Raw genomic sequence first — 26021 nt, forward strand, 5'->3', positions numbered from 1 at the left:
AATTCCGCCGTGGCGGGGATGCCGGCCCAGGCATCCCCGGCATGGGCTGGGCTCAGGCCTCGGCGGAGACCGGGATGCCCTTTTCCTTCAGCATCGACTGCAGCTCGCCCGCCTGGAACATCTCCATGATGATGTCGCAGCCGCCGACGAACTCGCCCTGGACATAGAGCTGAGGAATGGTCGGCCAGTTGGCATAGGCCTTGATGCCCTCACGGATTTCCATGTCCTCGAGCACGTTCACGCCTTTGAACGGCACGCCGACATGGCTGAGGATCTGCACCACGCGGGCCGAGAAGCCGCATTGTGGGAAGACCGGCGTGCCCTTCATGTAGAGGACGACCGGGGTGGCCTTGATCTCGCTCTCGATGCGTTCGAACACTGGATTCGTCATGGTTTGGACTCCGTAGGTCAGGCTGGGGCGGAGGTCTGCAGGGCGAGGGCGTGCAGCTCGCCCCCCATGCGGCCGCGCAGCGCGGCATAGACGAGCTGGTGCTGCTGGACCCGGCTGCGGCCGCGGAAGGCTTCCGAGACCACGGTGGCGGCGTAGTGGTCGCCGTCCCCCGCCAGATCCTCGATGGTGACCACGGCATCGGGGAGCGCCGCCTTGATCAGCGCTTCGATCTCCGCAGGTTGCATCGCCATCCCGGTCAGCCCTCCATCAAGGCGGGCAGGGTCGCCTCATGCGCCTGCCGCAACTCGGCGACGGATATGGATCGGCCATCCGGCAGAACCAAGGCCTCCCCCCCGCTGCGGCCGAGGCGCGTGGCCGGCACGCCGGCGGCGCGCGCGGCCTCCATCAAGGCGGCCGAATCCGTTACCGCCAGAACGTAGCGCCCCTGGTCCTCGCCGAACCACCAGGCATGGGCGGGTCCATCGGCCGGGCCGGGGAGCAGGCTGGCGCCCGTGCCGCCCGCGATCGCCATCTCGGCGACGGCAACCAGCAGCCCGCCATCGGAACAGTCATGGCAGGCCCGCACCGTGCCGGCGAGGATCCGTTCGCGAACGAAGTCGCCGTTGCGGCGCTCGGCGGCCAGATCGACGGGCGGCGGCGCTCCCTCCTCGCGTCCCGCGATCTCGCGCAGCCAGAGCGACTGGCCGAGCCAGCCCCGCGTCTCGCCGACCAGCACCAGCTCGGTGCCTGCGGGCAAGGCGAGGCCGATGGCCTGGGCCACGTCCTCCAGCACGCCGACGCCGCCGATGGCGGGGGTGGGGAGGATGCCGCGGCCTTCCGTCTCGTTGTAGAGCGAGACATTGCCGGAAACGACGGGGAAGTCGAGCGCGGTGCAGGCGCTCGCCATGCCGCGCACGGCGGCGGCGAACTGCCCCATGATTTCCGGCTTCTCCGGATTGCCGAAATTCATGTTGTCGGTGACGGCGAGCGGCCGCGCGCCAGTGGCGGTGAGGTTCCGCCAGGCTTCGGCCACCGCCTGCCGGCCGCCTTCCTCCGGGTCGGCCAAGCAGTAGCGCGGCGTGCAATCGGTGGTCATGGCAAGCGCGCGGCTATGGTCCTCGATGCGGACCACGGCGGCATCTGCCGCACCCGGGCGCTTTGCGGTCTGGCCGCCGACCATGCTGTCATACTGGTCCCAGATCCAGCGGCGGGAGCAGAGGTCGGGGCAGGCGACGAGCGTCAGCAGCGCCGCCTCCAGCCCAACCGGATCGGCGACCGAGGCCGCCTCGATCACCGGCTGCTTCGGCGTCTCGGCCGTCGGCCGGTGGTAGAGCGGTGCCTCGCTCTCGAGCGGGGCGAGGGGGATATCGGCCTCCACCACGCCATTGTGGCGGATGACGATATGCCCGGTATCGGTCAGCCGGCCGATGACGGCGAAATCCAGCTCCCACTTGGTGAAGATGCGCTCGGCGATGTGCTCGGCGCCGGGGCGGAGCACCATCAGCATCCGCTCCTGGCTCTCCGAGAGCATCATCTCATAGGCGGTCATCCCCGCCTCGCGCTGGGGGACACTCTCCATGTCGAGCTCGATGCCGACGCCGCCCTTGCCCGCCATCTCGACGGAGGAGGAGGTGAGGCCGGCCGCGCCCATGTCCTGGATGGCGACGATGGCATCGGTCGCCATCAACTCCATGCAGGCCTCGATCAGCAGCTTCTCGGCGAAGGGGTCGCCGATCTGCACGGTCGGGCGCTTCTCCTCCGAATCGGCGCTGAACTCGGTGCTGGCCATGGTCGCGCCATGGATGCCGTCCCGCCCGGTCTTGGAGCCGACATAGACCACCGGGTTGCCGATGCCGGCCGCGGCGCTGAGGAAGATGCGGTCGCGCGGCGCGATGCCGACCGTCATCGCGTTGACCAGCGGGTTGCCGTTGTAGCGCGGGTGGAAGTTGACCTCGCCGCCAACGGTCGGCACGCCGACGCAGTTGCCGTAGCCGCCGATGCCGCGCACCACCCCGTCGATCACCTGCCTCATGCGCGGCGCATCGGGGCTGCCGAACCGCAAGGCGTTCAGGTTGGCAATGGGGCGCGCCCCCATGGTGAAGACATCCCGGAGAATGCCGCCCACCCCCGTCGCCGCCCCCTGGTAGGGCTCGATGAAGGAGGGGTGGTTGTGGCTCTCCATCTTGAAGACGGCGGCCAGCCCGTCCCCGATGTCGATGACGCCGGCATTCTCGCCCGGCCCGTGGATCACCCAGGGCGCCTTGGTCGGCAGCTCCCGCAGCCAGACCCGGCTCGACTTGTAGGAGCAATGCTCCGACCACATGACGCTGAAGATGCCGAGTTCCGTCAGCGACGGCTCGCGGCCGAGGATGGAGAGCGCGCGCTCGTACTCGTCCGGCTTCAGGCCGAATTCGGCGGCCAGCTGACGAGCTTTCTCAGGGGCGAGTGTAACGATTGTCACGCGGTCGGGATTCCCATGGGAGCGGAATGTGGGTGGTTATAGCAGGAAAGGCGCGGCTGGCAGGGGGCCGGCGCGCCGATGCCAGGGAAGACCTGCCATGCCTCGCGCGCTCCTGTCGCTTCTCCTGCCCTTGATGCTCGCCGCCGCGCCGGCCCTTGCCCAGCCCCTCGACGGCGCTGCCAAGGCCCCGGCCGCGCCGGTGCAATGCCCCGACAACATGGGGGCCTATGCCGATAGCGACGAGGTGGTGACCTGCACCTGCCCGGCCGAGCAGATGGGCCGGGGCCCGGTCTGGGGAACGGACCTCTACACTTCCGACAGCGCCACCTGCCGCGCTGCCCAGCATGCGGGGATGCTCTCCCGCCGCGGCGGCACGGTAACGGTCGAGATGCAGCCCGGCCAGCCGCGCTATCCCGGCACCACGCGGAACGGCGTGCAAAGCCAGAATTTCGGCAGCTACCGTGCCAGCTACCGCTTCCAGGGCACGCCGGAGCAGGCCCAGGGGGGAGGAAGCGCCCCTGCATCGGCCCAGCCCACCACCCTCAGCCAGTGTCCCGACGACATGACGGCCTATGCCGACAACAACGAGGTCGTCACCTGCACCTGCCCGGCAGCGCAACTCGGCCAGGGCTCCGTCTGGGGTACCGACACCTACACGGCGGACAGTGCCACCTGCCGCGCCGCGCTCCATGCGGGGATGGTCGCCCGCCAGGGCGGCACGGTGACGCTGGAGATGCTGCCCGGCGCCGCCCGCTACCCCGGCACCACCCGCAACGGCGTGCAGAGCCAGAATTACGGCGTCTACCGCGCCAGCTACCGCTTCCAGGGCGCCGCCGGCCCCGCCCCGGCCCAGGCCGCCGCGCCGGCCCAGGCCGCCGCGCCGGCCCAGGCCGCCGCGCCGGCCCAGCCCGCCGGCGCCCCGGCCCAATGCCCCGACAACATGACCGCCTTCGCCGACAGCGCCGAGGTCGTCACCTGCGCCTGCCCGGCGGCGCAGCTCGGCCGGGGCTCGGTCTGGGGCACCGACACCTACACGGCCGATAGTGCCACCTGCCGCGCCGCGCTCCATGCGGGGATGGTCGCCCGCCAGGGCGGCACGGTGACGCTGGAGATGCTGCCCGGCGCCGCCCGCTACCCCGGCACCACTCGCAATGGGGTGCAGAGCCAGAATTACGGCAGCTACGGCGCCAGCTACCGCTTCCAGGGTGCGGCCCGCCAGCAGGCCGCCGCCGCCTCCGGCGCCCCGCAGCTCTGCCCCGACAACATGAGCAGCTATGCCGACAGCGACGAGGCCGTCACCTGCCTCTGCCCTGGCGAGGCGACGCTGCGCGGCTCCGTCTGGGGCACCGACACCTATACGGCCGACAGCGCCACCTGCCGCGCCGCCGTCCATGCCGGGATGATCGCCCAGACCGGCGGCTCCGTCTCGATGCAGATGCTCCCCGGCGCCCCGCGCTATCCCGGCACCACCCGCAACGGCGTGCAAAGCCAGAATTACGGCGCCTACGATGCCAGCTACCGCTTCACCGGCGATCCGCGCGCGGCGAAGGCGGCCGCCCCCGTCCAGGCGCCCGTCGCCGAGACCTTGCAGCGCACCGGCCAGGTGCAGCTCTACATCACCTTCCGCACGAACTCGGCCGATCTCGACATCGGCGCCGCCCCGGTGCTGACCCAGCTCCGCGACGCGCTGGCGGCCGACCCGGCGCTCCGCCTGCGCCTCACCGGCCATACCGATGCGACGGGGACGGCGGCGATCAACATCCCGCTCTCCCAGCGCCGGGCGGAGAGCGTGCGGCAATGGCTGGCGGCGAATGGCATCGCCGCGGAGCGGCTCACGGCGGAAGGGCGGGGACCGAACGAGCCGATCGCCGACAATGCCAGCGAGAGCGGCCGGTCGTTGAACCGCCGCGTGCAGGCGGTGCGGCTGTAGCCCCTCAGGCGGGGGCCAGCGCCTCCGCCAGCCCCGCGAAGAGCGGCAGCCCATCTGTCCCGTCGATCAGCGGATCGACCTGGTTCTCCGGATGCGGCATCAGTCCGAGCACCCGCAGGTTGGGCGAGAGGATGCCGGCAATGTTCCGCGCGCTGCCGTTGCGGTTCGCCGCCTCCGTCACCTGGCCGTCCGCGGTCGCATAGCGCAGTGCGACCAGGCCCTCGCCCTCCAGCCGGTCGAGCGTCGCCTCGTCGGCGAAGTAGTTGCCGTCGCCATGCGCCATGGTGGCGCGGAAGACCTGGCCGCGCTGGAAGCGGCCGGTGAAGGCCGTATCCGTCCGCTCGACGCGCATATGGCAGTCCATCGAGAGGAAGCGGAGCGAGGCGTTCCGCAGCAGTGCGCCCGGCAGCAGCCCTGCCTCGACCAGCATCTGGAAGCCGTTGCAGACGCCGAGCACGTGCCCGCCCCGCCCGGCGAATTCGTGGATCGCCCGCATGATCGGGCTCTGCGCTGCCATCGCCCCGCAGCGGAGGTAGTCGCCATAGGAGAAGCCGCCCGGCAGTACGACGAGGTCGGTGCCCGCCGGCAGTTCGGTATCCCGGTGCCAGAGGATCGCCGGCTTCCGTCCCGTCGCGCGCTGGAGGGCCAGCGCCATGTCGCGTTCCCGGTTGGTGCCGGGGAACATAACGATTGCTGCCTGCATCCGTCTAACCTCCCTGCCAAACGCGCAGCCAATGCAGCCCGCCCAGCACCAGCATCGTCGTCAGCGCCGCGAGCGTCGCGGCCGTCAGCCAGCGGTTGAGGCGGCGCTTCTGCCCGGCGAGGAAGCCCTTCCGCCGCGCAGGCGCCACCGGCCGCAGCACCGCCACCCGCTCCTCCCGCCAGCGCAGGCCGATCGAGATCAGCACCGTCAGCCCCAGCATGATGAAGAGCGAGGTCTTCATGATATGGCCTCCGGCGCAGGCCGATTCAGCCCTCCGCGCCCTCCGGCGCTCCGGCCATCGGATCGCATCAGTCCAGCGTCACGCTGAAGCTCTCGATCACCGTGTTTGCCAGCAGCTTCCGCGCCATCGCCTCGGCCTCGGCGCGGGCCTTGGCGGGGTCGGTCTCGGCCAGCTCCAGCTCGATCACCTTGCCCGCCCGAACCTCGCCGACGCCTGCGAAGCCGAGCCCGGCCAGGGCATGGCCGATCGCCTTGCCTTGCGGGTCGAGAACGCCGGCCTTCGGCATCACCGTAACCTTCGCCTTCATCTCAACCCTCCGATTCACGCCTGCGGTGCCCGGCGGCGCCTGCGCCCCCTGGCGACCGGAGGGTCATTGCATCATCTCCGGCCCCTTGAGGTCCCGCACCCCCGCCTCGGGCAGGATACCGAGCCGCCTCGCCACTTCCTGATAGCCTTCCTCGACCTTGCCGAGATCGCGGCGGAAGCGGTCCTTGTCCATCTTCTCGCCGGTCTTGGCGTCCCAGAGGCGACAGTTGTCCGGGCTGATCTCGTCGGCGAGGACGATCCGCATCTCCTCGTTATCGTAAAGCCGGCCGAACTCCACCTTGAAGTCGACCAGGGTGATGCCGACGCCGAGCATCAGCCCGGTGAGGAAGTCGTTCACCCGGAGCGCCAGCGCGACCATGTCGTCGAGGTCCTGCGTCGCCGCCCAGCCAAAGGCGGTGATGTGCTCCTCGCAGACCAACGGGTCGTTCAGCGTGTCGTTCTTGTAATAATATTCGATGATGGAGCGCGGCAGCCGCGTCCCCTCGGCGATGCCGAGCCGGGTCGAAAGGCTCCCCGCCGCCACGTTCCGCACCACGATCTCGAGCGGGATGATCTCCACCTCGCGGATCAACTGCTCCCGCATGTTGAGCCGGCGGATGAAATGGGTCGGCACGCCGATCTCCATCAACCGGCTCATCAGGTATTCGCTGATGCGGTTGTTGAGCACGCCCTTGCCGGTGATGGTGCCCTTCTTCTGGCTGTTGAAGGCGGTGGCGTCGTCCTTGAAGTACTGCACCAGCGTCCCGGGCTCGGGCCCCTCGAACAGGATCTTGGCCTTGCCCTCATAGAGCTGACGGCGTCGCGCCATGGTGACAGATATCCTTCTTCCGGCGACTTCCCGCCGTGCCCCGGGCGGCAGGGCGCGCGGCGGCCCCGCCTCCGGGTGCTCCGGCGGGTGCGGTATAGCAAGGGGTTGCCGAGACCGCCACGGCCCCCCTTGCATCGAAATTCCACCTCGGCGGCCACCCTTCCTTTACCTCCACCCCCGATCCTGTCGCGGTCTCGCAACAGGACCAGGATGGCCATGGCCCCCGTCATCATCGGGTTGCTCAACGATACCGGCACCCCGGGGGATGGCATCACGGCCGATCCCAACCCCCAGCTCCGCGGCACGGCCACGCCCGGCACGCTGGTCCGGCTGATGCTCGGCAACACCCAGATCGGCAGCGCCACCGCGGACGCGGAGGGGAATTGGCAGGCGCTGGCCAACATCATAGGCGAGCAGGACGTCCTCCTCGTCGCCCGTGGCCCGGATGGCGACAGCGCTCCCTTCCGCCTCGCCGTGGACCAGTCCGCCCCCGCGGCCCCGGTGCCGACCGGCTTCGCCGGCGACACCACCGGCAACCGCAGCCAGCCCGTCTGGCAGACGGTCGACACCACCCCCGCCGTCTCCGGCACCGCCGAGGCCGGGGCCGTCATCCGCGCCTATGACGGCACCAGGCTCCTCGCCACCACCACCGCCGACGGCACCGGTGCCTGGCAGCTCGCCCTCGGCACCCTGCCGCTCGGGCAGTACTACGCCATCGGCCTCGATGCCGAGGACGGCGCCGGCAACGTCTCGGCCCGCGCCACGCTGGACCTCCGCGTCGGCGAGACGACGCTGCCGGTCGTCACCGCCGTGGCCGGCCCCGCCGCCGGCAATTACCAGGCCGGCCAGACGCTCGACATCACCATCCAGTTCAACAAGCCGGTGGTAGTGGCCACCCCGCCGGGCGGCGCCGGCCCTGTGCTGGAGGTGCTGGTCGGCGACCAGGTGCTGGCCGCCAGCCATGTCGCCAGCCCGGCCCCGCACCGGCTGACCTTCCGCCTCACCCTGCCGGCCGGCGCCTCGGACCAGGACGGCATCGCCCTCGGCCAGATCGTCCAGGCCGGCGGGACGATCAAGGACAGCTCGAACAACCCACTCTCCGGCGGGCTGGTTGGCGTGCCGGACCTCTCCGGCGTGCTGGTCCGGGCCGACCTCGCCCCGCCGGCACTCACCGGCATCACCGGCCCCGCCCCCGGCAACCACCCGGCGGGTGACATGCTCGTCTTCGCCCTCGCCTTCGACGAGGCGGTGCAGCTGCAGCTCGGCGCCCCCGCCCCGGTGCTGGAGGTGGTGATCGGCGGCACCACCTTGCAGGCGGCGTTGCTCGGCCATCCGGCGGCCAACAAGCTCTCCTTCGGCCTGGTCGTCGAAGCCGAAGCGAAGGCTCAGGCGGGCATCGCCCTCGGCCGGCTGATCGGCGGCGGGGCGATCACCGACAAGGTCGGCAATGTCTGGTCCGGCGCGCTCGGCACCGTACCGGACTTCTCCAACGTCCTGGTCCAGGCCGATAACACCCCACCCGCAATCCAGGCCGCAGTGCCTCGGAGCCCCGGCCCGGTTGGGCTTGGCGGCAGCCTCGTCATCGACCTGCAGATGAGCGAGGCGGTCGCCGTTGCGGGCGGCAAGCCGGCGCCGGTGCTCAACCTCTCGATCGGCGGCCAGGCGATGCAGGCAACCCTGCTCGCCGGCACTGACCCCACCGTGCTCCGCTTCGCCCTCGCCATGCCCGACGGGCGGCAGGGGCTTGGCGCTACCGTCACCGGCCTCAGCGATCCCGGCGGCGCCGTCACCGACCTCGCCGGCAATGTGCTGGCGCCGGCCCTGCCGGTCTCCCCCGGCCTCGCCGCCCTGCTGATCGATACCGTCGCGCCGACAGCGAGCCTCATCGCCCCCGCCGATGGCCGTTACATCCCGGGCCAGCTGCTGCGCTTCGCCCTCTCGGCCAGCGAGGCGATGCATCTCGCCGATGGTCAGACCTTGCCGAGCCTGCTGATCGATGCCGGCGGCACCGCCCGCCATGCGTCGTTCGATCCTTTCCGCAGCACCCCGACCAGCCTCGCCTTCACCTTCCGCGTACAGGAGGGCGACCTGGCGCGGGGCGGCATCCGCGTCACCGCCCTCGAGGATCCCGAACAGCGGCTCCAGGACGCTGCCGGCAACCCGCTGCACCTCACCCTGCCCGGCACCACGCTCGGTGTCAGCCTCTGGCCGGCCGACCAGGCGCCGCCCACCTTCCGTCACCTGGATGGCATGGCCCATGGCGGCGCCATCGACCTCGCCCTGGTCTTCTCCGAAGCCATCCGCCTGGCGGGCGGGACACCGGTGCTCAACCTGATGGTGGACGGCACGCCGATGCAGGCGGCGTTCGGTGCCGGGTCGGACGGGCCGCGCCTGCCCTTCCACCTCGACCTGCCGGAGGGCACCGCACCGCAGACGATCCTGCTGACTGGTCTCGATCTTGGCGGCGGCCAGCTCACCGACCTGGCCGGCAATGCCTGGGGCGGCACGGGCATCCCGGCCGGGGCGGCGGTGCATCCCGGCGCCGGCGCCGGCGGGGCGGGTGATGACCTCTACCTCGTCGGCAGTCGCGGCCCGCTTCCGCAGGAGGCGGCGGATGGCGGTCATGACACTGTGGTCAGCACCGTCAGCATCGCCCTCCCGGCGCATCTGGAGGCGCTTGTCCTCGCGGCCGGGGCCGGCGCCATCAACGGCAGCGGCAATGCCGCGGCCAATGCCATCACCGGTAACGAGAGCGCCAACTTCCTCTCCAGCGGCGCGGGCGACGATACGCTGGCCGGCGGCGCCGGCCCGGACCGGCTGGCCGGCGGCGCCGGCGATGACGTGCTGGACGGCGCCTCCAGCCTCGGCGAGGCGGACTGGCTGAGCGGCGGGCCGGGCGACGATGCCTATCGCATCGACACCCCCGGCGACGTCGTCCTCGAGGCCTCGGGCGGCGGCCGGGACACGGTCTTCGCTGCCATTCCCGGCGGCGGCTACACCCTTGCGGCCCATCTCGAATCCCTGGTGCTGCTCGGCACCACGCGCACTGGCCAGGGCAACGGCCTCGCCAACGCCGTCACCGGCAATGGCGGTGCGAATTGGCTGAACGGCGCGGCGGGCAACGACACGCTCGACGGCGGCCCGGGCCATGACGTGCTGCTGGGCGGGGTGGGGGCCGACCTCTTCCTCTTCGCCCGCGGCAGCGGCGCCGACCGCATCGGCGACTTCACCCCGGGCATCGACCACATCCGCCTCGCCGGCTTCGGCCCTGGCAGCTTCACCGACGTGCTGGCGGCCATGGCGGACCAGCCCGGCGGCGCGATGATCGATCTCGGCGGAGGCGACGGCATCACCCTCGCGGGAGTGCAGAAATCAGCGCTCTCGGCGGCGGATTTTCTCTTCGCCTAGGCTAGGTTCGGCGGATGCACGAGACCGCCGCGCTCTGCGAGGCCGCCGCCCGCCACCTGCTCAATCCGTCCGGCCCGGCCACCCCGGATCTGCGGGACTTCCTCGCCTGGCTCGGCTGCCCGGTCCCCGCCACGCCCGGCCCGGCGGAGCGCAACCGCGCCCTGCTGTTCCGCGCCGCCGGCCGCTTCACCCGGCTCTTCACCCTCGATTGCCCGACCGCCCCCGGCCTCGCCGTCTTCGGGGCGGAGGTGCCCGTCGGCGCTGGCCTCGCCAGCGTCTCGGGCGTCGGGGCCAGCCTGATCGAGGCCTTCGAGGGCTGCGTGGGTGAGGGGGTGGAGCTGCTCTCCGCGCTTGAATCGCCTGCGGATGGCGCCCACCTCGGCCCGCCGCCGTCCCGGTCCGAACATGCGGAATGGCTCGCCCGCATCCTGCCTGAGGGCGCCGCACCCAAGGCCTGGATCGAGCTTCTCCGCCTCGATGCGCCGGGCAGCGCCTGGCTGCCGGCCGGCCTCTGCCTTCGCCACCCGCAGCCGGACTTCACCCCACCCTGGCCGCTCAGCATCGGCTGCGCCGCCGGGCCGACGCCGGAGGCCGCCGCCCTCCATGCGCTGCTGGAGCTGGTCGAGCGCGACGCCGCCGCCCTCTGGTGGCGCGGCGGGCAGCACGGCCGCCCGGTCGCGCTGGAGGATCCGGCCATGGCCGTCGCCGCCCCGCTCATCGCCCGGCTGCGCCAGGGCGATGAGCGGCGGCAGAGCTGGCTGCTCGACCTCACCAGCGATCTCGGCGTCCCCGTCATCGCCGCCATCTCGGCCGGGCCGGAGGGGGAGGGGTTTTGCTGCGGCCTCGCCGCCCGCACCTCCCGGGCCGCGGCCGCCCGCGCCGCCATCCTGGAGATGGCCCAGATGGAGATGGCCCATGCCGTCGTCCTGGCGAAGCAGGAGGAGTCCGGGCCGGACGTGCTCAACGCCCGTGACCGGGCGCTGCTCCGCCGCTATCACGGCATCCGGGCCGGGGACTGCGCCCTGCTTCATCCCGTGGGCCCCGCCGCCCCTGGCGCTGGCCTGCCCGCCGATCCCGCCGCCGCCATGGCGATGCTGGTCAGCCGGCTCGGTGCGCGGGGCCTGCCGGTTCTTGCCCTTGATCTGACGCGGCAGGAGCTTGGCCTCCCCGCCATGCGCCTCGTCGTCCCGGGGCTGGAGGTCGAACCCTCCCGAACCATAGGTGGAAGGCTTCGCGCGGCCATCGCCCGCACGGGCGGCGGCGATTGCCATACCGGCGGAATTGCGTTGATGTGACGCCCGGTTCAGCCGCGAGCATCCAGGCCCGGAGTTGATGGAGCAGTCACCGCAGCAGGCCATCACCTCGGGGGGGCGGGCCGCATCGGTGGCGCCGGAGCTGCTCAGTGCCTCGCTCTTCGGCCCGCTGCGCGCCAGCTTCTCCGGCCACGAATTGCGCCTGCGCAGCCGCAAGGCGCGTGCCCTGCTCGGCTATCTGCTGCTGAGCGAGAGCGGCGAGGAAAGCCGCGAGCGCCTGGTCGGCCTGCTCTGGAGCGAGACGGGCGAGGACAAGGCCCGCGCTTCGCTCCGCCAGGTGGTGCATGAGCTGCGCGAGGCGATGGAGGCCGCCGGCTGCAACGCCCTTCGCGCCGGCCGTCTCACCGTCACCCTCGACCTCGCCCTCGCCCGGCCCGATGCGCGCGACGTGCTGCAATCCGCCGAGCGCGGCGTCGCCCATCCGCTGCTGCTGTCGACGCCGCGGCTGAGCGAGGCGCTGCTGCAAGGCCTCGACGACCTCGACCCGGCCTTCCGCGGCTGGCTGACCGTCACCCGCCAGGCCTTTCACGACCGGCTGATCCGCGCCCTCGAGTCGGCGTTGCGCGTCGAGAGCCAGCCACGCAGCCTGCTTCAGCGCCTGGCCGAAGCGATCCTGATGCTCGACCCGACGCATGAGGAAGCCTGCCGCGCCCTGATGCGCGGCAGCGCCGAGGCGGGCGACACAGTCGCCGCGCTCCGCGCCTATGAGCAGCTCTGGCGCCTGCTGGAGGAAGAGTACGACACCGAGCCCTCCGCCGCGACCCAGGCCCTCGTCGCCGAGATCAAGCTTGGCACCATCGCCCCTAGCCTCGCCGAGCCCGTCCCGCTGCCCGCAGCCCGGATCGAGGCGCTGGCCCCCGCGCCGGTGCCGCGCCCCAGCGGCACCCCGGCCCGCATCGCCCTGCTCGTCGAGCCCTTCGCGGTCAACGGTGTCGGGCCGGACCAGATGCACCTGGCGCTCGGCTTCCGCCACGACCTCATCGCCTGCCTGGTGCGCTTCCGCGAGTGGTTCGTCGTCGATGGCCCCTCGATGCCGAGCGCCGAGCAGACCGGCAGCCGCGTCTCCGCCCGCTACCGCGTCAGCGCGACCGCCTACCAGGTCGGCGACCGCATCAGCCTCGTCCTCACCCTCGCCGAGCAGGACAGCGGCATCTTCATCTGGTCGGAGCGGATGGAGCTTCGCCTCGACGGCTGGTTCGAGGCGCATCGCGACATCGTCCGCCGCATCGCCATCGCGCTGAACCTGCAGATCTCCTCGGCGCGGCTGCAGCGCCTTGCGGTCGAGGCCGACATCTCGCTCGAGGCCTATGACCGCTGGTTGCGCGCGACGGCCATGATCCGCAGCTTCAGCCCGCAGAATTGGGCCCGCGCCGGGCAGCTCTTCCGCGAATGCATCGAGCGAACGCCAGGCTTCTCCTCGGCCTTCAGCGGCCTCGCCCAGATGGAGAATTCGGTCCACATCATTCATCCCGGCGAGCGCCGCAGCCGCGAGCGCGAGGCCCGCGCGGTGGAGCTCGCCCGCCGCGCCGTGCATCTCGACCCGACCGATTCGCGCGCCCAGCTGACGCTCGGCTGGTCGCTGGCGATGAGCGGCCACCACGCCCAGGCCGAGGTGCCGATGCGCCTCGCCTGCGAGCTCAACCCGAACGACAGCTGGACGCTGATCTCGGCCGCGCTGTTCCACAGCTTCGCCGGCAACCACGAGCGGGCAGCGGAACTCGCGGCCCAGTCGCTCGAGATGTCGCTGATGCCGAGCCTCACCCATTGGGGCTATCAGGTGACGATCGCCTATCTCGCCGGCGACGATGCCGGCACGCTCGACGCCTGCGACCGCGCGCAGGACGTGATCCGCACCCTGCCGGCCTGGCGCGCCGCGGCGCTGGCCCGGCTCGGCCGTATCGAGGAGGCGGAGGAGGCCGCCGCGCGCTACCTCAATGGCGTGCGCGACAGCTGGTTCGCCGAGGCGCTGCCGAGCGACCTCGACATGGTGCGCTGGCTGCTGCACCTCTACCCGATCCGCCGCGCCGAGGAATGGAACCGCCTGCGCGACGGCATCGCCGCCGCCGGGCTGCCGACCTACGGCGCCCGGCACGGCGACTGGTAGGCCAGCGTCACTGGCAATTGGCGATCGAGTAGTCGCCGATGCGCTGCGCATGGAATTTCATCCGTGCATCCTTGTCTGGCAGCGCTGGTGCGACGCAGCCGAAGTGGTCGTTGTAGAAGCCCGGCAGAGCGTAGTCCTTCTTCGCCAGCCGCTTTTCCGAAGCCTCGACCAGGTCGGGCGGCGGCAGGCGCAACAGCAGCGTGTCGCTCCGCCCGACGACGACCTGCAGCTTCTGGATGCGCGCCGGCAGGGTGAGGCCGGTATTCGCCGCGGCGAGCTGCCGCTTCACCTCATCGAGGGTCTCCGGCACCGGGTATTCATGGCCGTTCCCGACATAGTCGTTGCCGGTGGCCCAGGTCTTGATGAGCTTGCCCCAGTTCTCGTAGTTGATCGGGGTCATGTTGACGGGTTCGGTCGGGTCCAGGGCCATCGTTTGTCTCCTTCGTGGGATCAGATGAATGCGGGGTCCGCCGCCTCCAGGCGGAGCCTCCGGGCGATGAAGGCCACCAGCCCCGGCATGTCCTCGACGAGCGGCGGATCGACGAAGCGGGTGTCTCCGAGCCAGGCGGCGCAGAGCCGGTCGAAGGCGGCGCCGAGCTCGCCCTCGCCCTCCGAGGCCAGCCGCTCCCGCGCCAGCGCGCCATAGACCGTCTCGGCAACCAGCAGCGAGCCGAGCGTGCCGAGCCGCTCGCCTCCCGCCTCGTGCTCCGCCTCGAACAGGATGTAGAAGGGCAGGGGCGGCTCGGCGGCGAGCGCCGCGACATCCGCTGGCGTCAGCAGGCTGACCGCACTGTCGCGCCCAAGCCAGGCGGCGAGCGCCGCCTCCCGCGCCGCCGGGTCGGCCAGCAGCGGCGATTGCGCGGCGAGCCCCGGCCGCAGCGCCGCCACCCGGGCGCAGAGGTCGCGCACCGAGCGCATGCCAGTGAGCGAGGCGCTCATCAGGTCGCGGAAGGCAACCCCCGCCGGGTCGCCAGGCTCGATCGGGTCGAAGAACCCGTCGCCCATCAGCATCGCCGTGTAGCGCGGCCCGAGCCTCATCGAGAGGTTCGGCGCGGGCTGGTCCGGCATCTCGTAGAATTGGGACCAGCGGATCAGCCAGTCCCGCGTCAACGGCACGGCATTCGGCCCGCGCGTCGAGTTCTGCCGCAGCAGGTCGGCGAGCGTCGCATCATCGAAGCCGCCGATGCGGTAGGTGTCGCGCAGCATCGCATGGCCGAAGCGGAAGGCGCCGTGCGAGAACTCCAACGGCAGGCCGGGCCCTGGCTGCGGTTCCAGCCATTCGGGCGCGGGGTTGTCGTAGAGCGCGCGGACCTCCGGGTCGAGCAGCCGCGGCAGCAGGTCGTGGCGCAGCACGCTGCGGAAGACGAGGATCGTCGCCTCCTGCGCCACGGCGAAGCGTGCCGCCGTCCGCTCACGAAGCGCGCGGGCCGTCAGCGTCCCGGGCTTCGGCAGCATGTCGATCAGCGCGTTGTGCAGCATCTGGAAGAGGCAGGTGAGCTGTGACAGCGGCGCACTCTGGTCGTTCCTCGAATCGGCGATCAGCGCCTCGCCCCGCCCGGCGCCGGCGAAGCCGCCGCGGTTGCCGAGCGTCCCCGGCGTCGCTGCGCGCGCGATGTCGCGGAAGCAGGATGCATCGCCCTTCGCCCCGGCATGTGCCGAGAGGCGGAAGCGGCTGCGGGTCTGGTCGCGCGCATCGTCCAGGGCGAAGGCGAAGGGGCAGGCGCCCGGCCCGCCGCCATAGAGCGTCCGCAGCCGGAGCGGCGCGCCATGCACGTTGGCGACGCCCGGATCGGGCCCGCCCGCCGCCCAGAAGGCCATGCTGGTCGAGACCATGTCATGCGCGGCGAGCTGCGCCAGATAGGTATAGCCCGAGGGCAGGTTCGGATTCTCGGAGGCGCCCGGTGGCCGCGTGCCCATCAGCGTGGCGAGGCCGCGCAGCCGCCGCCGCAGCGTGGCGAGTGCGGCGGGCGAGCTGCGTGGGTCCTCGCCATCCACCTGGAAGCGCTCCGCCGCAGCGGGCTGGCCGAAGACGTGGCGGAAGCCCGGCAGTGGGCCGAGGATGCCGCCCGCTGCCGCGCCGCCAAAGGGGCAGGCCCCCGCAGAACCGCTCTCCGTCATCCCTTGCCTCCCCACGGCATCGTCCCGGGCATGCTGCGTGCGCCTGCGTGAGCCTAGCGTGATTTCTCCTGCCCTGGCGAAGCGCCAGGCGCAATCACGCTGGGGTCACGCTGGCCTTGCCATGGTGCGGTCATGCGATGGCCACCCCCGCTGATCGGTGGCCAGAAAGAGCAGTGAGGCGACCATGATCCAGATGCCGATGCAGGCTGCCGCCAAGGGCGCCCCGCTCGCCCAGGCCTTCCGCCCGGCGGCGCCCGCCCCGCTGGCCTCCGCTCAGGCCGACCCGCGCCACCTGCTGGACGAGGCGCTGGTCCGGCTACGCGGCGCGGAGCCGGCGGCGCCGGTGCTGGACGCATTGGCCGACGGGTTGCGTTGGCTGCGCAACACCGCCGCCCCCACCGCCTGGCAGCGCAGCGTCGCCGCGCTCCGCGCCCACCCGCTGCTGGCATTGCTGCACGAGAACCCCTTCGCCCGGCGCGGCTACCGCAAGCCCCGTGGCTATGCCGGCGACGCGCCAATGCTCGACATGCTCTATCGCGGCGAGGCGGCGCTGGAGAACGAGCAGGTCAGTGCCCTCGGCCTCACCCTGTTCCGCCGCGACATCGCCGCCCCCGCCGCCGCCGCCGCCCGCGTCCGGCTCGCCACCATCGCCGGGCGGATCGACCAGGCGGCCGAGGCGCGGCCTAACCCGCATGTTCTCGCCCTTGGCTGCGGCCATCTGCGCGAGGCCGAACTCTCCAAGGCCGTCCAGGCCGGGCAGATCGGCCGCTTCGTCGCCCTCGACCAGGACGCCGCCTCCCTCGCGATGGTGCAGATGGAGCACGCCGCGCGCGGCATCGAAACGCTGCACCGCAGCCCGAAGGCGACCTTCGACGGCACCCTGCCGCGCGGCGGCTTCGACCTCATCTATGCGACGACGCTGTATGACGACCTCACCGACCGGCTGGCCCATACCGTCACCGCCGCCTGCTTCGCCCTGCTGCGGCCGGGCGGCCGGCTGGTGGTACTGAACGCCGACCGTGACATGGCCGATGCCGGCTATCTGGAGGCCTGCTGCGACTGGGTGCGCTTCCTCCGCGACGCGCCGGGGGTCATGCGCCTCGCCCACGGCATTCCGCCGGCCGAGACCGCCCTCTGCCGGGTGATCCAGGGCGGCCACCGCGAAACCCAGATGCTCGAGATCATCCGCAGGGGAGAGCGTGCATGAGACATATGCCGCCGCAGGCGATGGTGCCGCAAGGCTTCGTGATGGCGATGCGGGCCAGCCTTGCCGAGGCGTCCTACGACGCGCCGCACCGCCAGGGCCTGCCGCTTGCCGAGTGGCTGATCCTCTGCCGCTGGGGCGCGGAGGGCGAATACCTCACCATCGCCCAAGCCGGTGCCGCCGAGGGGCCGGCCGATGCGCCGCCGCCCCTGGGCCTCAGGCCACGCACCACCTTCCTCGGCTTGCGCCTGGCCGGGGGCGGGGAGGGGGAGAGTTTCCTCCTCGCCCGCTACCTGCCGGCCGGGATGGCGGTCGCCGGCACCTTCCAGCCGAGCGACGGGATCGCCCGCCTGTTCGGCCCGGCGAGCGCACTGCGGCTGGAGGCGGCCGGCCGCTCTGCCTTCCGCCGCGGCCTTGGCGAGGCAGGGGAGGTGCGGATCGACGTGCCCGACCCGTCACTCGGCGGAGCGGAGGCCCTGTCCTGGCGGATGGAGGGCTGGCGTGCCCCTTGGCTCGGCGAATTCCTGGCACCCCGGGAGCCCCCGCCGCATTGACAGGGCGGGGTGAAGCCGGATATCCCCCCGGCTCCGCGGAGGGGTGCCCGAGTGGCTAAAGGGGGCGGACTGTAAATCCGCTGGCTTCGCCTACGTTGGTTCGAATCCAACCCCCTCCATTTTCCCTCCTCAGGCCGGATCGGGGCCCCGCGTCGGCCCCGGCGGCGGCTCCAGCCGCATCGGCTTCCCCTCCTTCGCCGAGCGGTACAGCGCCTCCATCAGCGCTTGGTCCTGCACGCCCTCCTCGCCCGGCGTATGCGGCTTCCTTCCGTCCCGCACGCAGGCGGCGAAATGGTCGATCTCCTGCGCGAACTGGTTCTTCGGCTTGATGATCCGCTCCTCCTCCGCCCCGACCTCGCCGACCCGGCGCTGCACGACGAGGCGCTGGCCCTGATAGGCGAAGGCATGCGGCATCTCGATGCTGCCCCGTTCGAAATGCAGCCGCAGGCTCCGGTTCTCATAGGTTCCGTAGCTGCTCAGCGCGTTGGCGATCACGCCCGAGGGGAAGCGGAGCTGGAAGGCGATGCTCTCCTCCACCTCGGCGAAGCGCGCATCCCCGGCCGGGCTGTAGGTGGTGGCGAAGGCCTCCACCGGCTCCTCCCCGGTCAGGTAGCGCGCCGCGTTGAGGCAGTAGAGGCCGATATCCGGCAGCGCCCCGCCGCCTGCCATCTGGCGGTTGTAGCGCCATTGCGGCCCGGGCCCGTTGGCCTGGGTATTGGCTGCCTCGATGAAGCGCAGCCGCCCCAGTTCCCCGCTGCGGATGAGGGCGATCGTCGCCCGGTGATGCGGCTGGTACTGCGAGCGATAGGCGATCATCAGCCGCACCCCCGCACGCTCGCAGGCGCTGGTCATGGCCTGGCAGTCGGCGAGGCTGTTGGCCATCGGCTTCTCGCAGAGCACATGGCGGCCGATGGCCGCCGCGCGCTCCGTGAACTCGCGGTGCATGGCGTTGGGCAGGGCGATGTAGACCGCCTGCACCGCCGGGTTCTCCCGCAACCGCTCGAACTCGTCATAGCCGTGGACGGCCGTATCCGGGATGCCGTGCTGGGCCGCGACCACGCGCGCCTTCTCCGGGCTGCCGCTGACGAGGGCGACGGGCCGCGCCTCCCTGCATTCGGCGAGGGCGGGCAGCACTTCCTCCAGCGAGATGCGGCCGAGGCCGACTACGGCGAAGCCGATCCGTTCCCCTGGTGGCTGCGGCTGCGGGGCGCCGCCGCCGGGCGGGTCGGCCGGCCCGCGCCAGTCGGGGAATTGTACCCGCCCGTTCTCCACCCGGCCGCTGTCGATGGGCGAGGGCGGCGGATAGCCCGCGCCGCCGGCGCCGAGCGCGGCGGCGGCGAGGACGAGGCCGCGGCGCGGCAGGTCATGATCGGCCATGGAGGGAGCTCCCTTGCGTCCCCGCCGAACGGGCGGCCCTGCCACGGGTTGCCATGCGGCCCGGCATCGTAACGAACGCAGCGGCAGGGCCGGATCAATACGGACGATGTATCCAGAATGATTTATCCGGAAATATCTATCTGACGACCGTGATTTTCTAAGCATGTACTGGCATGCTTCAACACCCCGGCGGCCGGTGGCAGTACCGGCGAAGACCCTGCCCGCCCGGCCGTCGGAGGATTTTACCATGTCGCGACCCACACCAATTTCCGGAACCAGCCGCGCTGACTACCTCCTCGGCTCCTTCCGGGCCGAGACGCTGGACGGGCTGGCCGGCAACGACACCATCCTGGCCGGCGGCGGCAGTGACCTGATCTACGGCAACGGCCCCGAAGGCGGCTTCGGCAACCCCCTGGCCGGGCCTGGCAAAAACCTGATCTTCGCCGGCCTCGGCAACGACACCATCTTCGCCGGCTACCAGGCCGACACGGTGCATGGTGGTGGCGGCGACGACAGCATCGACGGTGCCGGCGTCTTCGCCTCCAGCGGGGCAGGCGGCTCCATCACCGCGGCGCGCGACCTCGGCGACCTGCTCGACGGCGGCGCAGGACAGGACCGCATCGACGGCGAGGGCGGCAATGACACGCTGTTCGGCGGCAGCGGGAATGATGTCCTGATCGGCAATCTCGGCCGCGACGAGATGGCCGGCGGCCGGGGCCAGGACGTCTTCCAATTCGCCTTCCGCTCGGCCCCCGGCGTCTTCGCCTCCGATACCGGCACCGATGCCGCGACACGCGACGAGATCCTCGACTTCCGCCCGGGCCAGGACCGGATCGACCTGCACGCCTTTGCCAACTGGACCGACGGGACGAAGGCGCCGGTCTTCCTCGGCGGCAAGGATTTCACCGGCGACGACGCGATGCAGGTCCGCACCGTGACCGAGGGCGACCACACCGTCGTGCAGTTCTACGTGCCCTTCGCCTATGCCCCGCCGCCGACCACCTACGAGATCGAACTGGCCGGCCACCACGTCCTGCAGGCCAGCGACTTCATTCTCTGACCACGGGCGGCGGGGAGCGGCTCAGTCGGGCTTCACCCCCGCCTCCTGGATCACCTGCCGCCACCGTGCCAGCTCACCGGTGACGAGCGCGGCATACTCCGCCGGCCCCATCTGCCCCGGGAGCACACCGAGGCCGGCGAAACGCTCCCTGACGCGCGTATCCGCCAGCGCCCCTTCGATCGCCGCCTGCCAGCGCCCGGTGACGGCAGGCGGCAGCCCGGCCGTCATCGAGAAGCCGAACCAGTTGGTGCTCTGGACGGCAGGGAAGCCGGCCTCGGCGAAGCTCGGCACCTCCGGCAGCGCGGCATCCCGCACCGCCTCGCTGGTGCCGAGCGCGCGCAGCCGCCCGGCGCGGAGATGCGGCAGGGCGATCGGCAGGCTCTCCATCACCGCCGGGATCTGCCCGCCCATCGCATCCGCCAGCGCCGGGGCGGAGCCGCGATAGGGCACATGCGTCAGCTCCACCCCGGCGGCACGGGCGAGCAGCACGCCGGTCAGGTGGTTCATCGTGCCGTTGCCGCCGGTGCCGAAGGCGAGCCCGCCCGGCCGCCCGCGTGCCAGGGCCAGGAACTCGCCGAGGCTCTGCGCCGGCACGCCCGGATTGACGACGAGCACGCTCGGGAAGGTGCCGACCAGCGCGACATGGGTGAAATCCGCCACCGGGTCATAGGGGACGGCCGGGTAAAGCACCGGCCCGATCCCGTGCGATGCCGCGCTCGACATCATCACCAGATGCGCATCGCCCCGCGCCCTGGAGAGGATTTCCGCCCCCACCATGCCGCCCGCGCCCGGTCGGTTCTCGACGACGATGGGCTGGCCGAGCCCGCTGCCGATCTGCTCCGCGAGGATGCGCGAAAGCGTATCCGCCGCCCCGCCGGGCGGGAAATTCACCACCCAGCGGATCGGCCGCTCCGGCCAGGCGGGTTGCGCAAGGGCAGCCGGCCCACCGAGCAGGGCGGGCAGGGCAAGCAGGGCACGGCGGGGGAGGGGCATCGCGGTCATCCAGGCAGGTTTTCCCTTCTCCATGCCAATGCCGTGCCAGCCCCTCAGCCCATGCGGAACAGGAAACGCTCCTCCACCACCTTGCCCTCGCGGACCGTGTAGAGGCCGATCTCCTCCATCTGCATCCGCTGACCGGAGGCCTTCCGGGTGACGTCGAGGTGGAAGCGGAGCGCGAACTGGTCCCCGTTCACGTAGGGGCCATGGGTTTCGGCGCTGTGGATCTCATGGTTGGCGTACCACCACTCGCCCTTGCCCTGCACCGCAGCGCGCCCGTGCAGAACAGCCATCTCGCCCGGCATCGGCTCGATGCTGACGATCTCCTCCGCCCAGAAGCGCTCGCCCGCCTCCTCGAACCGCCCGGCCTTGCAGAGTGCGGCGAATTCCGCCGCGACGGCTTGCGTGTCCATGCCCCACCCCTCCCGTTCGGATCGGGCAAGGTTATCAGCCCGGCGCGTCGCAGAGATAGCGCCTCGCATGATAGGGCTGCGCCGCGATGGCCGGGCAGAAGCTCGCCACCACCGGCTCCAGCTTGGCATACAGATCGTGCCATTCGGCATTCAGCGCCTCGAGCCTCTCCCGCGCCGCCTCCGCCTCCCGCGCCAGCCTCGCCAGGTCGATCCCCACATGCCGCCCGTTGCGGAAGATGAAGCGCCCACCCGTCATCACGTGCCGCACCCCGCCGCCATCCTCGCTGTGCACGATCTGGTTGGTGGACCAGTGATGCGGCACCCAGTTGATGCTGCCGAGGTCGAGGAAGACGATATCCGCCTTGTAGCCCGGCGCGATCAGGCCGAGGTCCTTGAAGCCCAGCGCCCGCGCCGAGCCGACCGTCGCCGCCCGGTAGACCTCGTCGGAACTCGCCCAGAAGCGCGGGTCGGGCGTCTGCACCTTGGAGAGCATGGAGGCGTAGCGCATCGCCTCGTACATGTTCTGGTTGTCGGCGCTGCTCGCCCCGTCGGTGCCGATGCCGACGTTGCAGCCGGCATCGAGCGCCCGCCGCAGCGGGAACATGCCGTTGCCGAGCCGCATGTTGCTGCCCGGGTTGTGCGCGATGGAGGCGCCGCGATCGGCCATCCGCCGCAGGTCGTCGTCATCCATCCAGACGCCATGTGCCGCGGTGAAGTCCGGCCCCAGCAGCCCGAGCGCATCGAGATGCGCCACCAGCGTCTTCCCGTATCTCTGCCGGCCCACCACTGCCTGCACCTTGCTCTCGCCGACATGGCTGTGCAGGCCGACGCCATGCTCGCGTGCCAGCCGGGCGCAACCACACAGGAACTCATCGGCGCAATGCAGCGGGATCGTCGGCGCGACGGCAGCGCGGATGTCCTGCCCCGACCAGCGCCAATGCCGCAGCACCTCGCCGATGGCGCCAAGCGTCTGCTCGGCCGGCATCGTCCGGAGCCGCGCCACCTGGCCCTGCAAGGCCTCCGGCAGCGCGTCCATCAGCCCGGGGATCGCCTCATACAGTGTCCGGTCGGCGACCATCGGCGCGATCACCGCGCGCATCCCGGCCTCGGCATAGGCCGCCGCGGCCGCATCCAGCCCGTCGCGGGAGGGCAGGGAGAATTCGTAGTAGAGGTCATAGACCGCGGTGCAGCCCTTCGCCACCATCTCGGCGGCGCAGATCAACGTAGTGAGCTTCTTGTCCTCGACGCTCCGCCCGCCGCCGATCCAGGGCGAGGCGGCGAGCAGCAGCTCCAGCGTCCACCGGTCGCCCATCCCCTTGGAGAGGCCGCTATGGCCATGGGTATGGGCGTTGACGAGGCCGGGATGCATCAGCAGCCCCGCGGCATCGAAGACCGCTGCGCCCTCCGGCGCCGCGAGGCCGGTGCCGACGGCGCGGATCACCCCGTCCTCGATCAGCACATCCGCCGGCACGCCCCGCCGCCGCGCCGGGTCGGCCAGCAGCGCGCCGCGGACCAGCAGGAATCCCTTTTCGCTGTTGGCCATCCTGTCCCCCTGTCGACGCTAGGATGCCAGGTATCCGCCATCCACATGCAGCTCGGCCCCGGTGACGTAGGAGGACTCGTCCGAAGCGAGGAACAGGATGGCCCGCGCCACCTCGTCGACCTCCCCCGAGCGCCCGAGCGGCACATGCCCCAGCATCTTCGCCCTGAACACCGGATCGGCCGTTGCGCCGGAGGTCCGCATCGGCGGCATGAGCCCGGGATGGATTGTGTTGACCCGGATCTTCGCCGCGCCTTCCTGCACCGCCACCGACTTGGTCAGCAGCCGCACGGCGGCCTTCGAGGCGTTGTAGGCGCAATGGATGCGCTCCTGCCCCACATTCCCCGAGATGGAGGAGAGGTTGACGATGGAGCCGCCGCCCCGCCGCCGCATCGCCGCCACCCCATGCTTCACCCCGAGGAAGGTGCCGCGGGCGTTGACGGCCATGATCCGGTCCCAGAGGCCGGTGTCGTAGAGGTCGTTGGTCGCGCTGCCCGAGATGCCGGCATTGTTGACCAGGATGTCGAGCCCGCCCCATGCCCCGGTGACGGTGGCAAGGGCCGCCTCCCAGTCCGTCTCCTCCGCCACGTCGAGGCGGATGAACCGAGCCGTCCCGCCCGCCGCCGCGATCCCGGCGGCGACGGCCTCGCCCTCCGTCTCCAGCATGTCGGCGACGGCGACCTTCGCCCCCTCGGCGGCCATCAGCCGCGCCGTCGCCGCCCCCATGCCGGAGGCAGCCCCCGTGACGAGGGCGATCTTGTTGGCAAGGCGCATCGGACTTCCTTTCCCTGGTCTTTCGGGCAGCCTTGCGCAACCGCGGCCTTGACGCCACCCCCGGCGCGGGGCATATCGCCCCACCTTCCACACCACCGCGCGCGGGGTCCGTCCTGCGCGCCCCTACGCTTGGGATTTTGCATCATGGCCCGCCGCTGCGGCATCACCGGCAAGGGCGTCCTGACGGGTAACAACGTCAGCCACGCCAACAACAAGACGCGGCGTCGCTTCCTGCCCAACCTGCAGGAGACGTCCTTCTTCTCGGACGTGCTGGCCACCAGCATCCAGCTGCGCCTGACGACCAACGGCATCCGCACCATCGAGCACAATGGCGGCCTCGACGCCTTCCTGCTCGGCACGCCGAACCGCCGCCTGCCGGAAGAGGCGCAGGTGCTGAAGCGCCGCATCATCCGCGCCCAGGCGAAGAAGGCCGCCGCCGCCGCCTGAGCCGCCTGCCAGTGCGGTGACGAGGAAGCCGGGCGAGAGCCCGGCTTTTTTGCGTCAGTCGAGATCCTTGAGCGCCACCCCGATCGCCGCCGCCACGCGCTCCGTATCGCCGAGCTCCCGCCCCAGCAGCAGGGCAAGCTTCGCCAAGAACAGCGCCTCCCGCTCCGGCCCCGCCGCGGCGATGGCCTCGGCGAGCTGCTCCCAGAGCCGCTCGGTCATCGCCTCCTCGCTCATCGCCCCATCATCCGCCCGAGCGCCGCAGCGAGCCCGGCCGCATCCCAATCCTGCCAGCGCCAGGCGACATGCCCGTCCGGCCGGACGAGATAGCCCGCTCCCGGCCGCGCCAGGCCGAGCCCCGCCAGTACCCGCGGCTCCTCGATCGCCACCAGCCTCACCCCCTGCGGCACCTCGATCTCGCCGGCTGCGAGGACGGCAGGGCAGGGGCCGATCATCGCCTGCACATGCCCCGCACCCATCGGCAGGCTCGGCAGCGTCGCCCCGACCGCGGGCCCCGCCGTCCAGACCCCCTGCTGCGGCGTCTGCAGGGGCGAGCGGGGGAAGGCGATGGCGCTGCTCTGCCGCGGGTTGACCAATCCCTTGGCGAAATCCTGCGAGACGGCGAGGCTCAGCGCCGCCTCCCGCATCAGCGCATGCCCCCGCGTCGGCGGCGTCATGAACAGCGTCGATTTCCGCGCCGCCCGGATGTTCTCCCGCGCCGCGTACACCCGTTCCTCGGAATAGCTGTCGAGCAGCGCCTCGCCTCCCTCGCCGTGCAGCACGGCGGCCAGCTTCCAGGCCAGGTTCCCGGCATCGTCGAAACCCGAATTGAGCCCCCGCACGCCGAATATCGGCACCAGATGCGCCGCATCGCCCGCGAACAGCACCCGCCCGTGCCGGTAGGCGTCGAGCGTCAGGCAATGCGCCCGGTAGAGGCTGATCAGCACCAGATCATACTCGGCTGGCTCGCCGATCGCCGCCAGATGCGCGTCGATGCGCGCCCTGACGGCCTCCTCGCGCTGCGCCGCCGCGGCATCCTCCACCTCGCCGAGCTGGTAGTCGATCCGCCAGATATCCCCCGGCTGCCGGTGCATCAGCAGGGTGGAGCCGGGATTGGAAGGCGGGTCGAACCAGGCCCGCCGCTCCGTCGGACTTCCCGACCTCAGCCGGATATCCGCGATCAGGTACCGCCCTTCATAGGAGTTCCCCTGGAGGGACAGGCCGAGCGCTGCCCTCGCCGGGCTCCGCGCCCCATCCGCTGCGACCACCCAATCGGCCGCGAGGTCGTATTTCCCCTCCGGCGTCCCGATCCGGAGCGTGACGCCCTCATCGCCCTGCACCAACCCCAGCATCCGGCTGTGCCAGCGGATCTCCACCTCGGGCCGCTCCGCCAGGGCATCGACCAGCAACTGCTCGGTGAAGCACTGCTGCAGGTTGAGCATCGGCGGATGCCGCTGCTCCGGCCCGTCCGGCATCTCGAATTCCAGCACCTGGTGCCGCCGCCAGAAGCTCCGCCCCCGGCGCCAGGGCAGCCCGGCCCGCAGCAGCGGCGCCGCGACGCCAAAGCCCTCGAGGATCTCGAGCGACCGCCGGCTGATGCAGATCGCCCGGCTGCCGAAGCTCACCGCCCCGCGCGGCTCGACGACGACGCAGCGCACCCCATGCCGCGCCAGCCCCGCGGCCAGCGCCAGCCCCACCGGCCCGGCCCCCAGCACCGCCACCGGCACCCGCTGCGGCCCGCTCACCGGCCGGTAGGGAAATCGGGGCAGGTCCTCATAGACCGCTTGGTCCAGCCCCATGCCGCCTTCGCCCCCTTGGCTTGCCGAAACCCGGCATCGGCCTATCATCCGCCGCA

The 26021-nt window shown here is 71.5% G+C and carries 24 protein-coding genes and 1 tRNA gene; 9 read left to right on the forward strand and 16 right to left on the reverse strand.

The genetic code is table 11. From position 1 onward, the window contains the following. Positions 1-52 precede the first annotated feature (52 nt). From grxD to purL, 3 genes are read right to left on the reverse strand one after another with little or no spacing between them, the layout of a single operon-like run. Positions 53-391, reverse strand: coding sequence for a Grx4 family monothiol glutaredoxin (gene grxD / locus JMJ56_RS11335; RefSeq protein ID WP_090664558.1), 339 nt, complete (start codon positions 389-391; stop codon positions 53-55). A 17-nt stretch (positions 392-408) separates the two neighbouring features. Beyond that, a complete protein-coding gene (locus JMJ56_RS11340) occupies positions 409-642 on the reverse strand; it encodes a BolA family protein (protein WP_043337248.1) in 234 nt (77 codons plus the stop codon). A 5-nt stretch (positions 643-647) separates the two neighbouring features. Continuing rightward, complete coding sequence (gene purL / locus JMJ56_RS11345; protein ID WP_202831823.1) at positions 648-2846, reverse strand: phosphoribosylformylglycinamidine synthase subunit PurL; 2199 nt, start codon at positions 2844-2846, stop codon at positions 648-650. 103 nt (positions 2847-2949) lie between these two features. On the opposite strand from purL, the gene JMJ56_RS11350 reads away from it, so the two are divergent. Beyond that, the gene (locus JMJ56_RS11350) at positions 2950-4782 is read left to right on the forward strand and encodes an LCCL domain-containing protein (RefSeq protein ID WP_202831711.1); all 1833 of its coding nucleotides are present in this window, start codon (positions 2950-2952) and stop codon (positions 4780-4782) included. A gap of 4 nt (positions 4783-4786) precedes the next feature. Here JMJ56_RS11350 and purQ read toward each other — a convergent pair whose 3' ends face one another. The 4 genes from purQ to purC all read right to left on the reverse strand — a co-directional run bounded on the left by purQ (position 4787) and on the right by purC (position 6861). Next, positions 4787-5485 carry a phosphoribosylformylglycinamidine synthase subunit PurQ gene (gene purQ, locus JMJ56_RS11355; protein ID WP_202831712.1) on the reverse strand — a complete coding sequence of 233 codons (699 nt, stop codon included), beginning with the start codon at positions 5483-5485 and terminating at the stop codon, positions 4787-4789. A gap of 4 nt (positions 5486-5489) precedes the next feature. Then, a complete protein-coding gene (locus JMJ56_RS11360; RefSeq protein WP_236037645.1) occupies positions 5490-5726 on the reverse strand; it encodes a hypothetical protein in 237 nt (78 codons plus the stop codon). A 67-nt stretch (positions 5727-5793) separates the two neighbouring features. Beyond that, a complete protein-coding gene (purS, locus tag JMJ56_RS11365) occupies positions 5794-6033 on the reverse strand; it encodes a phosphoribosylformylglycinamidine synthase subunit PurS (protein WP_202831713.1) in 240 nt (79 codons plus the stop codon). A 63-nt stretch (positions 6034-6096) separates the two neighbouring features. Continuing rightward, positions 6097-6861 carry a phosphoribosylaminoimidazolesuccinocarboxamide synthase gene (gene purC / locus JMJ56_RS11370; RefSeq protein ID WP_202831714.1) on the reverse strand — a complete coding sequence of 255 codons (765 nt, stop codon included), beginning with the start codon at positions 6859-6861 and terminating at the stop codon, positions 6097-6099. A 216-nt stretch (positions 6862-7077) separates the two neighbouring features. Here purC and JMJ56_RS11375 point away from each other — a divergent pair, with 216 nt between their 5' ends. From JMJ56_RS11375 to JMJ56_RS11385, 3 genes are read left to right on the forward strand one after another with little or no spacing between them, the layout of a single operon-like run. Then, positions 7078-10269: an Ig-like domain-containing protein gene (locus JMJ56_RS11375; RefSeq protein ID WP_202831715.1), complete on the forward strand. Its 3192-nt coding sequence runs from the start codon at positions 7078-7080 to the stop codon at positions 10267-10269. A gap of 14 nt (positions 10270-10283) precedes the next feature. Further along, positions 10284-11564, forward strand: a complete 1281-nt coding sequence (locus JMJ56_RS11380) for a YcaO-like family protein (protein WP_202831716.1) — start codon at positions 10284-10286, stop codon at positions 11562-11564. Positions 11565-11601: 37 nt separating this feature from the next. Then, positions 11602-13686 (forward strand): BTAD domain-containing putative transcriptional regulator, encoded by a 2085-nt coding sequence (locus tag JMJ56_RS11385; protein ID WP_202831717.1) that lies wholly within the window; start codon positions 11602-11604, stop codon positions 13684-13686. Positions 13687-13693: 7 nt separating this feature from the next. Here JMJ56_RS11385 and JMJ56_RS11390 read toward each other — a convergent pair whose 3' ends face one another. Continuing rightward, a complete protein-coding gene (locus tag JMJ56_RS11390) occupies positions 13694-14116 on the reverse strand; it encodes a hypothetical protein (protein ID WP_202831718.1) in 423 nt (140 codons plus the stop codon). A 20-nt stretch (positions 14117-14136) separates the two neighbouring features. Next, entirely contained in the window at positions 14137-15804 is a 1668-nt protein-coding gene (locus tag JMJ56_RS11395) for a peroxidase family protein (protein WP_202831719.1), read from the reverse strand. Between the two features lie 184 nt (positions 15805-15988). Between JMJ56_RS11395 and JMJ56_RS11400 the strand changes: the two genes are divergently transcribed. From JMJ56_RS11400 to JMJ56_RS11410, 3 genes are all read left to right on the forward strand, one after another. Continuing rightward, positions 15989-17011, forward strand: coding sequence for a methyltransferase domain-containing protein (locus tag JMJ56_RS11400; protein ID WP_202831720.1), 1023 nt, complete (start codon positions 15989-15991; stop codon positions 17009-17011). After that, on the forward strand, positions 17008-17562 hold the full coding sequence (locus JMJ56_RS11405) for a hypothetical protein (protein ID WP_202831721.1): 555 nt from the start codon (positions 17008-17010) through the stop codon (positions 17560-17562). Before JMJ56_RS11400 ends, JMJ56_RS11405 begins: the two co-directional genes overlap by 4 nt. 37 nt (positions 17563-17599) lie before the next feature. After that, a tRNA-Tyr gene (locus JMJ56_RS11410) sits at positions 17600-17681 on the forward strand. 10 nt (positions 17682-17691) lie between these two features. Here the strand turns inward: JMJ56_RS11410 and JMJ56_RS11415 are convergent. Next, positions 17692-18939: a Gfo/Idh/MocA family protein gene (locus JMJ56_RS11415; protein ID WP_202831722.1), complete on the reverse strand. Its 1248-nt coding sequence runs from the start codon at positions 18937-18939 to the stop codon at positions 17692-17694. A gap of 247 nt (positions 18940-19186) precedes the next feature. Between JMJ56_RS11415 and JMJ56_RS11420 the strand changes: the two genes are divergently transcribed. Further along, on the forward strand, positions 19187-19999 hold the full coding sequence (locus tag JMJ56_RS11420) for a calcium-binding protein (RefSeq protein WP_202831723.1): 813 nt from the start codon (positions 19187-19189) through the stop codon (positions 19997-19999). 21 nt (positions 20000-20020) lie between these two features. On the opposite strand, the gene JMJ56_RS11425 is transcribed toward JMJ56_RS11420, so the two are convergent. From JMJ56_RS11425 to JMJ56_RS11440, 4 genes are read right to left on the reverse strand one after another with little or no spacing between them, the layout of a single operon-like run. After that, a complete protein-coding gene (locus tag JMJ56_RS11425; protein WP_202831724.1) occupies positions 20021-21001 on the reverse strand; it encodes a Bug family tripartite tricarboxylate transporter substrate binding protein in 981 nt (326 codons plus the stop codon). A gap of 44 nt (positions 21002-21045) precedes the next feature. Next, the gene (locus JMJ56_RS11430; protein WP_202831725.1) at positions 21046-21408 is read right to left on the reverse strand and encodes a nuclear transport factor 2 family protein; all 363 of its coding nucleotides are present in this window, start codon (positions 21406-21408) and stop codon (positions 21046-21048) included. 34 nt (positions 21409-21442) lie between these two features. Further along, positions 21443-22951, reverse strand: coding sequence for an amidohydrolase family protein (locus JMJ56_RS11435; RefSeq protein WP_202831726.1), 1509 nt, complete (start codon positions 22949-22951; stop codon positions 21443-21445). A gap of 18 nt (positions 22952-22969) precedes the next feature. Next, on the reverse strand, positions 22970-23722 hold the full coding sequence (locus JMJ56_RS11440) for an SDR family NAD(P)-dependent oxidoreductase (protein ID WP_202831727.1): 753 nt from the start codon (positions 23720-23722) through the stop codon (positions 22970-22972). A 144-nt stretch (positions 23723-23866) separates the two neighbouring features. On the opposite strand from JMJ56_RS11440, the gene rpmB reads away from it, so the two are divergent. Next, positions 23867-24169: a 50S ribosomal protein L28 gene (gene rpmB / locus JMJ56_RS11445; RefSeq protein WP_202831728.1), complete on the forward strand. Its 303-nt coding sequence runs from the start codon at positions 23867-23869 to the stop codon at positions 24167-24169. A gap of 54 nt (positions 24170-24223) precedes the next feature. Here rpmB and JMJ56_RS11450 read toward each other — a convergent pair whose 3' ends face one another. Then, positions 24224-24403 (reverse strand): hypothetical protein, encoded by a 180-nt coding sequence (locus JMJ56_RS11450; RefSeq protein WP_202831729.1) that lies wholly within the window; start codon positions 24401-24403, stop codon positions 24224-24226. After that, positions 24400-25965, reverse strand: a complete 1566-nt coding sequence (locus JMJ56_RS11455) for an FAD-dependent monooxygenase (RefSeq protein ID WP_202831730.1) — start codon at positions 25963-25965, stop codon at positions 24400-24402. The genes JMJ56_RS11450 and JMJ56_RS11455 overlap by 4 nt, the downstream gene beginning before the upstream one ends. Positions 25966-26021 lie beyond the last annotated feature (56 nt).

The organism is Belnapia arida (assembly GCF_016773205.1).
Classification (GTDB): domain Bacteria; phylum Pseudomonadota; class Alphaproteobacteria; order Acetobacterales; family Acetobacteraceae; genus Belnapia; species Belnapia arida.

What these genes read in the sequence shown, in the direction of transcription:
- JMJ56_RS11420 (WP_202831723.1), top strand. Translation starts at nt 19,187, where the DNA reads ATGTCGCGACCCACACCAATTTCCGGAACCAGCCGCGCTGACTACCTC.
- rpmB (WP_202831728.1), top strand. Translation starts at nt 23,867, where the DNA reads ATGGCCCGCCGCTGCGGCATCACCGGCAAGGGCGTCCTGACGGGTAAC.
- purS (WP_202831713.1), bottom strand. Translation starts at nt 6,033, where the DNA reads ATGAAGGCGAAGGTTACGGTGATGCCGAAGGCCGGCGTTCTCGACCCG.
- purQ (WP_202831712.1), bottom strand. Translation starts at nt 5,485, where the DNA reads ATGCAGGCAGCAATCGTTATGTTCCCCGGCACCAACCGGGAACGCGAC.
- JMJ56_RS11440 (WP_202831727.1), bottom strand. Translation starts at nt 23,722, where the DNA reads ATGCGCCTTGCCAACAAGATCGCCCTCGTCACGGGGGCTGCCTCCGGC.
- JMJ56_RS11395 (WP_202831719.1), bottom strand. Translation starts at nt 15,804, where the DNA reads ATGACGGAGAGCGGTTCTGCGGGGGCCTGCCCCTTTGGCGGCGCGGCA.
- JMJ56_RS11435 (WP_202831726.1), bottom strand. Translation starts at nt 22,951, where the DNA reads ATGGCCAACAGCGAAAAGGGATTCCTGCTGGTCCGCGGCGCGCTGCTG.
- JMJ56_RS11380 (WP_202831716.1), top strand. Translation starts at nt 10,284, where the DNA reads ATGCACGAGACCGCCGCGCTCTGCGAGGCCGCCGCCCGCCACCTGCTC.
- JMJ56_RS11405 (WP_202831721.1), top strand. Translation starts at nt 17,008, where the DNA reads ATGAGACATATGCCGCCGCAGGCGATGGTGCCGCAAGGCTTCGTGATG.
- JMJ56_RS11450 (WP_202831729.1), bottom strand. Translation starts at nt 24,403, where the DNA reads ATGAGCGAGGAGGCGATGACCGAGCGGCTCTGGGAGCAGCTCGCCGAG.
- JMJ56_RS11350 (WP_202831711.1), top strand. Translation starts at nt 2,950, where the DNA reads ATGCCTCGCGCGCTCCTGTCGCTTCTCCTGCCCTTGATGCTCGCCGCC.
- grxD (WP_090664558.1), bottom strand. Translation starts at nt 391, where the DNA reads ATGACGAATCCAGTGTTCGAACGCATCGAGAGCGAGATCAAGGCCACC.
- JMJ56_RS11360 (WP_236037645.1), bottom strand. Translation starts at nt 5,726, where the DNA reads ATGAAGACCTCGCTCTTCATCATGCTGGGGCTGACGGTGCTGATCTCG.
- JMJ56_RS11455 (WP_202831730.1), bottom strand. Translation starts at nt 25,965, where the DNA reads ATGGGGCTGGACCAAGCGGTCTATGAGGACCTGCCCCGATTTCCCTAC.
- JMJ56_RS11375 (WP_202831715.1), top strand. Translation starts at nt 7,078, where the DNA reads ATGGCCCCCGTCATCATCGGGTTGCTCAACGATACCGGCACCCCGGGG.
- JMJ56_RS11415 (WP_202831722.1), bottom strand. Translation starts at nt 18,939, where the DNA reads ATGGCCGATCATGACCTGCCGCGCCGCGGCCTCGTCCTCGCCGCCGCC.
- JMJ56_RS11430 (WP_202831725.1), bottom strand. Translation starts at nt 21,408, where the DNA reads ATGGACACGCAAGCCGTCGCGGCGGAATTCGCCGCACTCTGCAAGGCC.
- purC (WP_202831714.1), bottom strand. Translation starts at nt 6,861, where the DNA reads ATGGCGCGACGCCGTCAGCTCTATGAGGGCAAGGCCAAGATCCTGTTC.
- JMJ56_RS11400 (WP_202831720.1), top strand. Translation starts at nt 15,989, where the DNA reads ATGATCCAGATGCCGATGCAGGCTGCCGCCAAGGGCGCCCCGCTCGCC.
- JMJ56_RS11425 (WP_202831724.1), bottom strand. Translation starts at nt 21,001, where the DNA reads ATGACCGCGATGCCCCTCCCCCGCCGTGCCCTGCTTGCCCTGCCCGCC.
- JMJ56_RS11385 (WP_202831717.1), top strand. Translation starts at nt 11,602, where the DNA reads ATGGAGCAGTCACCGCAGCAGGCCATCACCTCGGGGGGGCGGGCCGCA.
- JMJ56_RS11390 (WP_202831718.1), bottom strand. Translation starts at nt 14,116, where the DNA reads ATGGCCCTGGACCCGACCGAACCCGTCAACATGACCCCGATCAACTAC.
- JMJ56_RS11340 (WP_043337248.1), bottom strand. Translation starts at nt 642, where the DNA reads ATGGCGATGCAACCTGCGGAGATCGAAGCGCTGATCAAGGCGGCGCTC.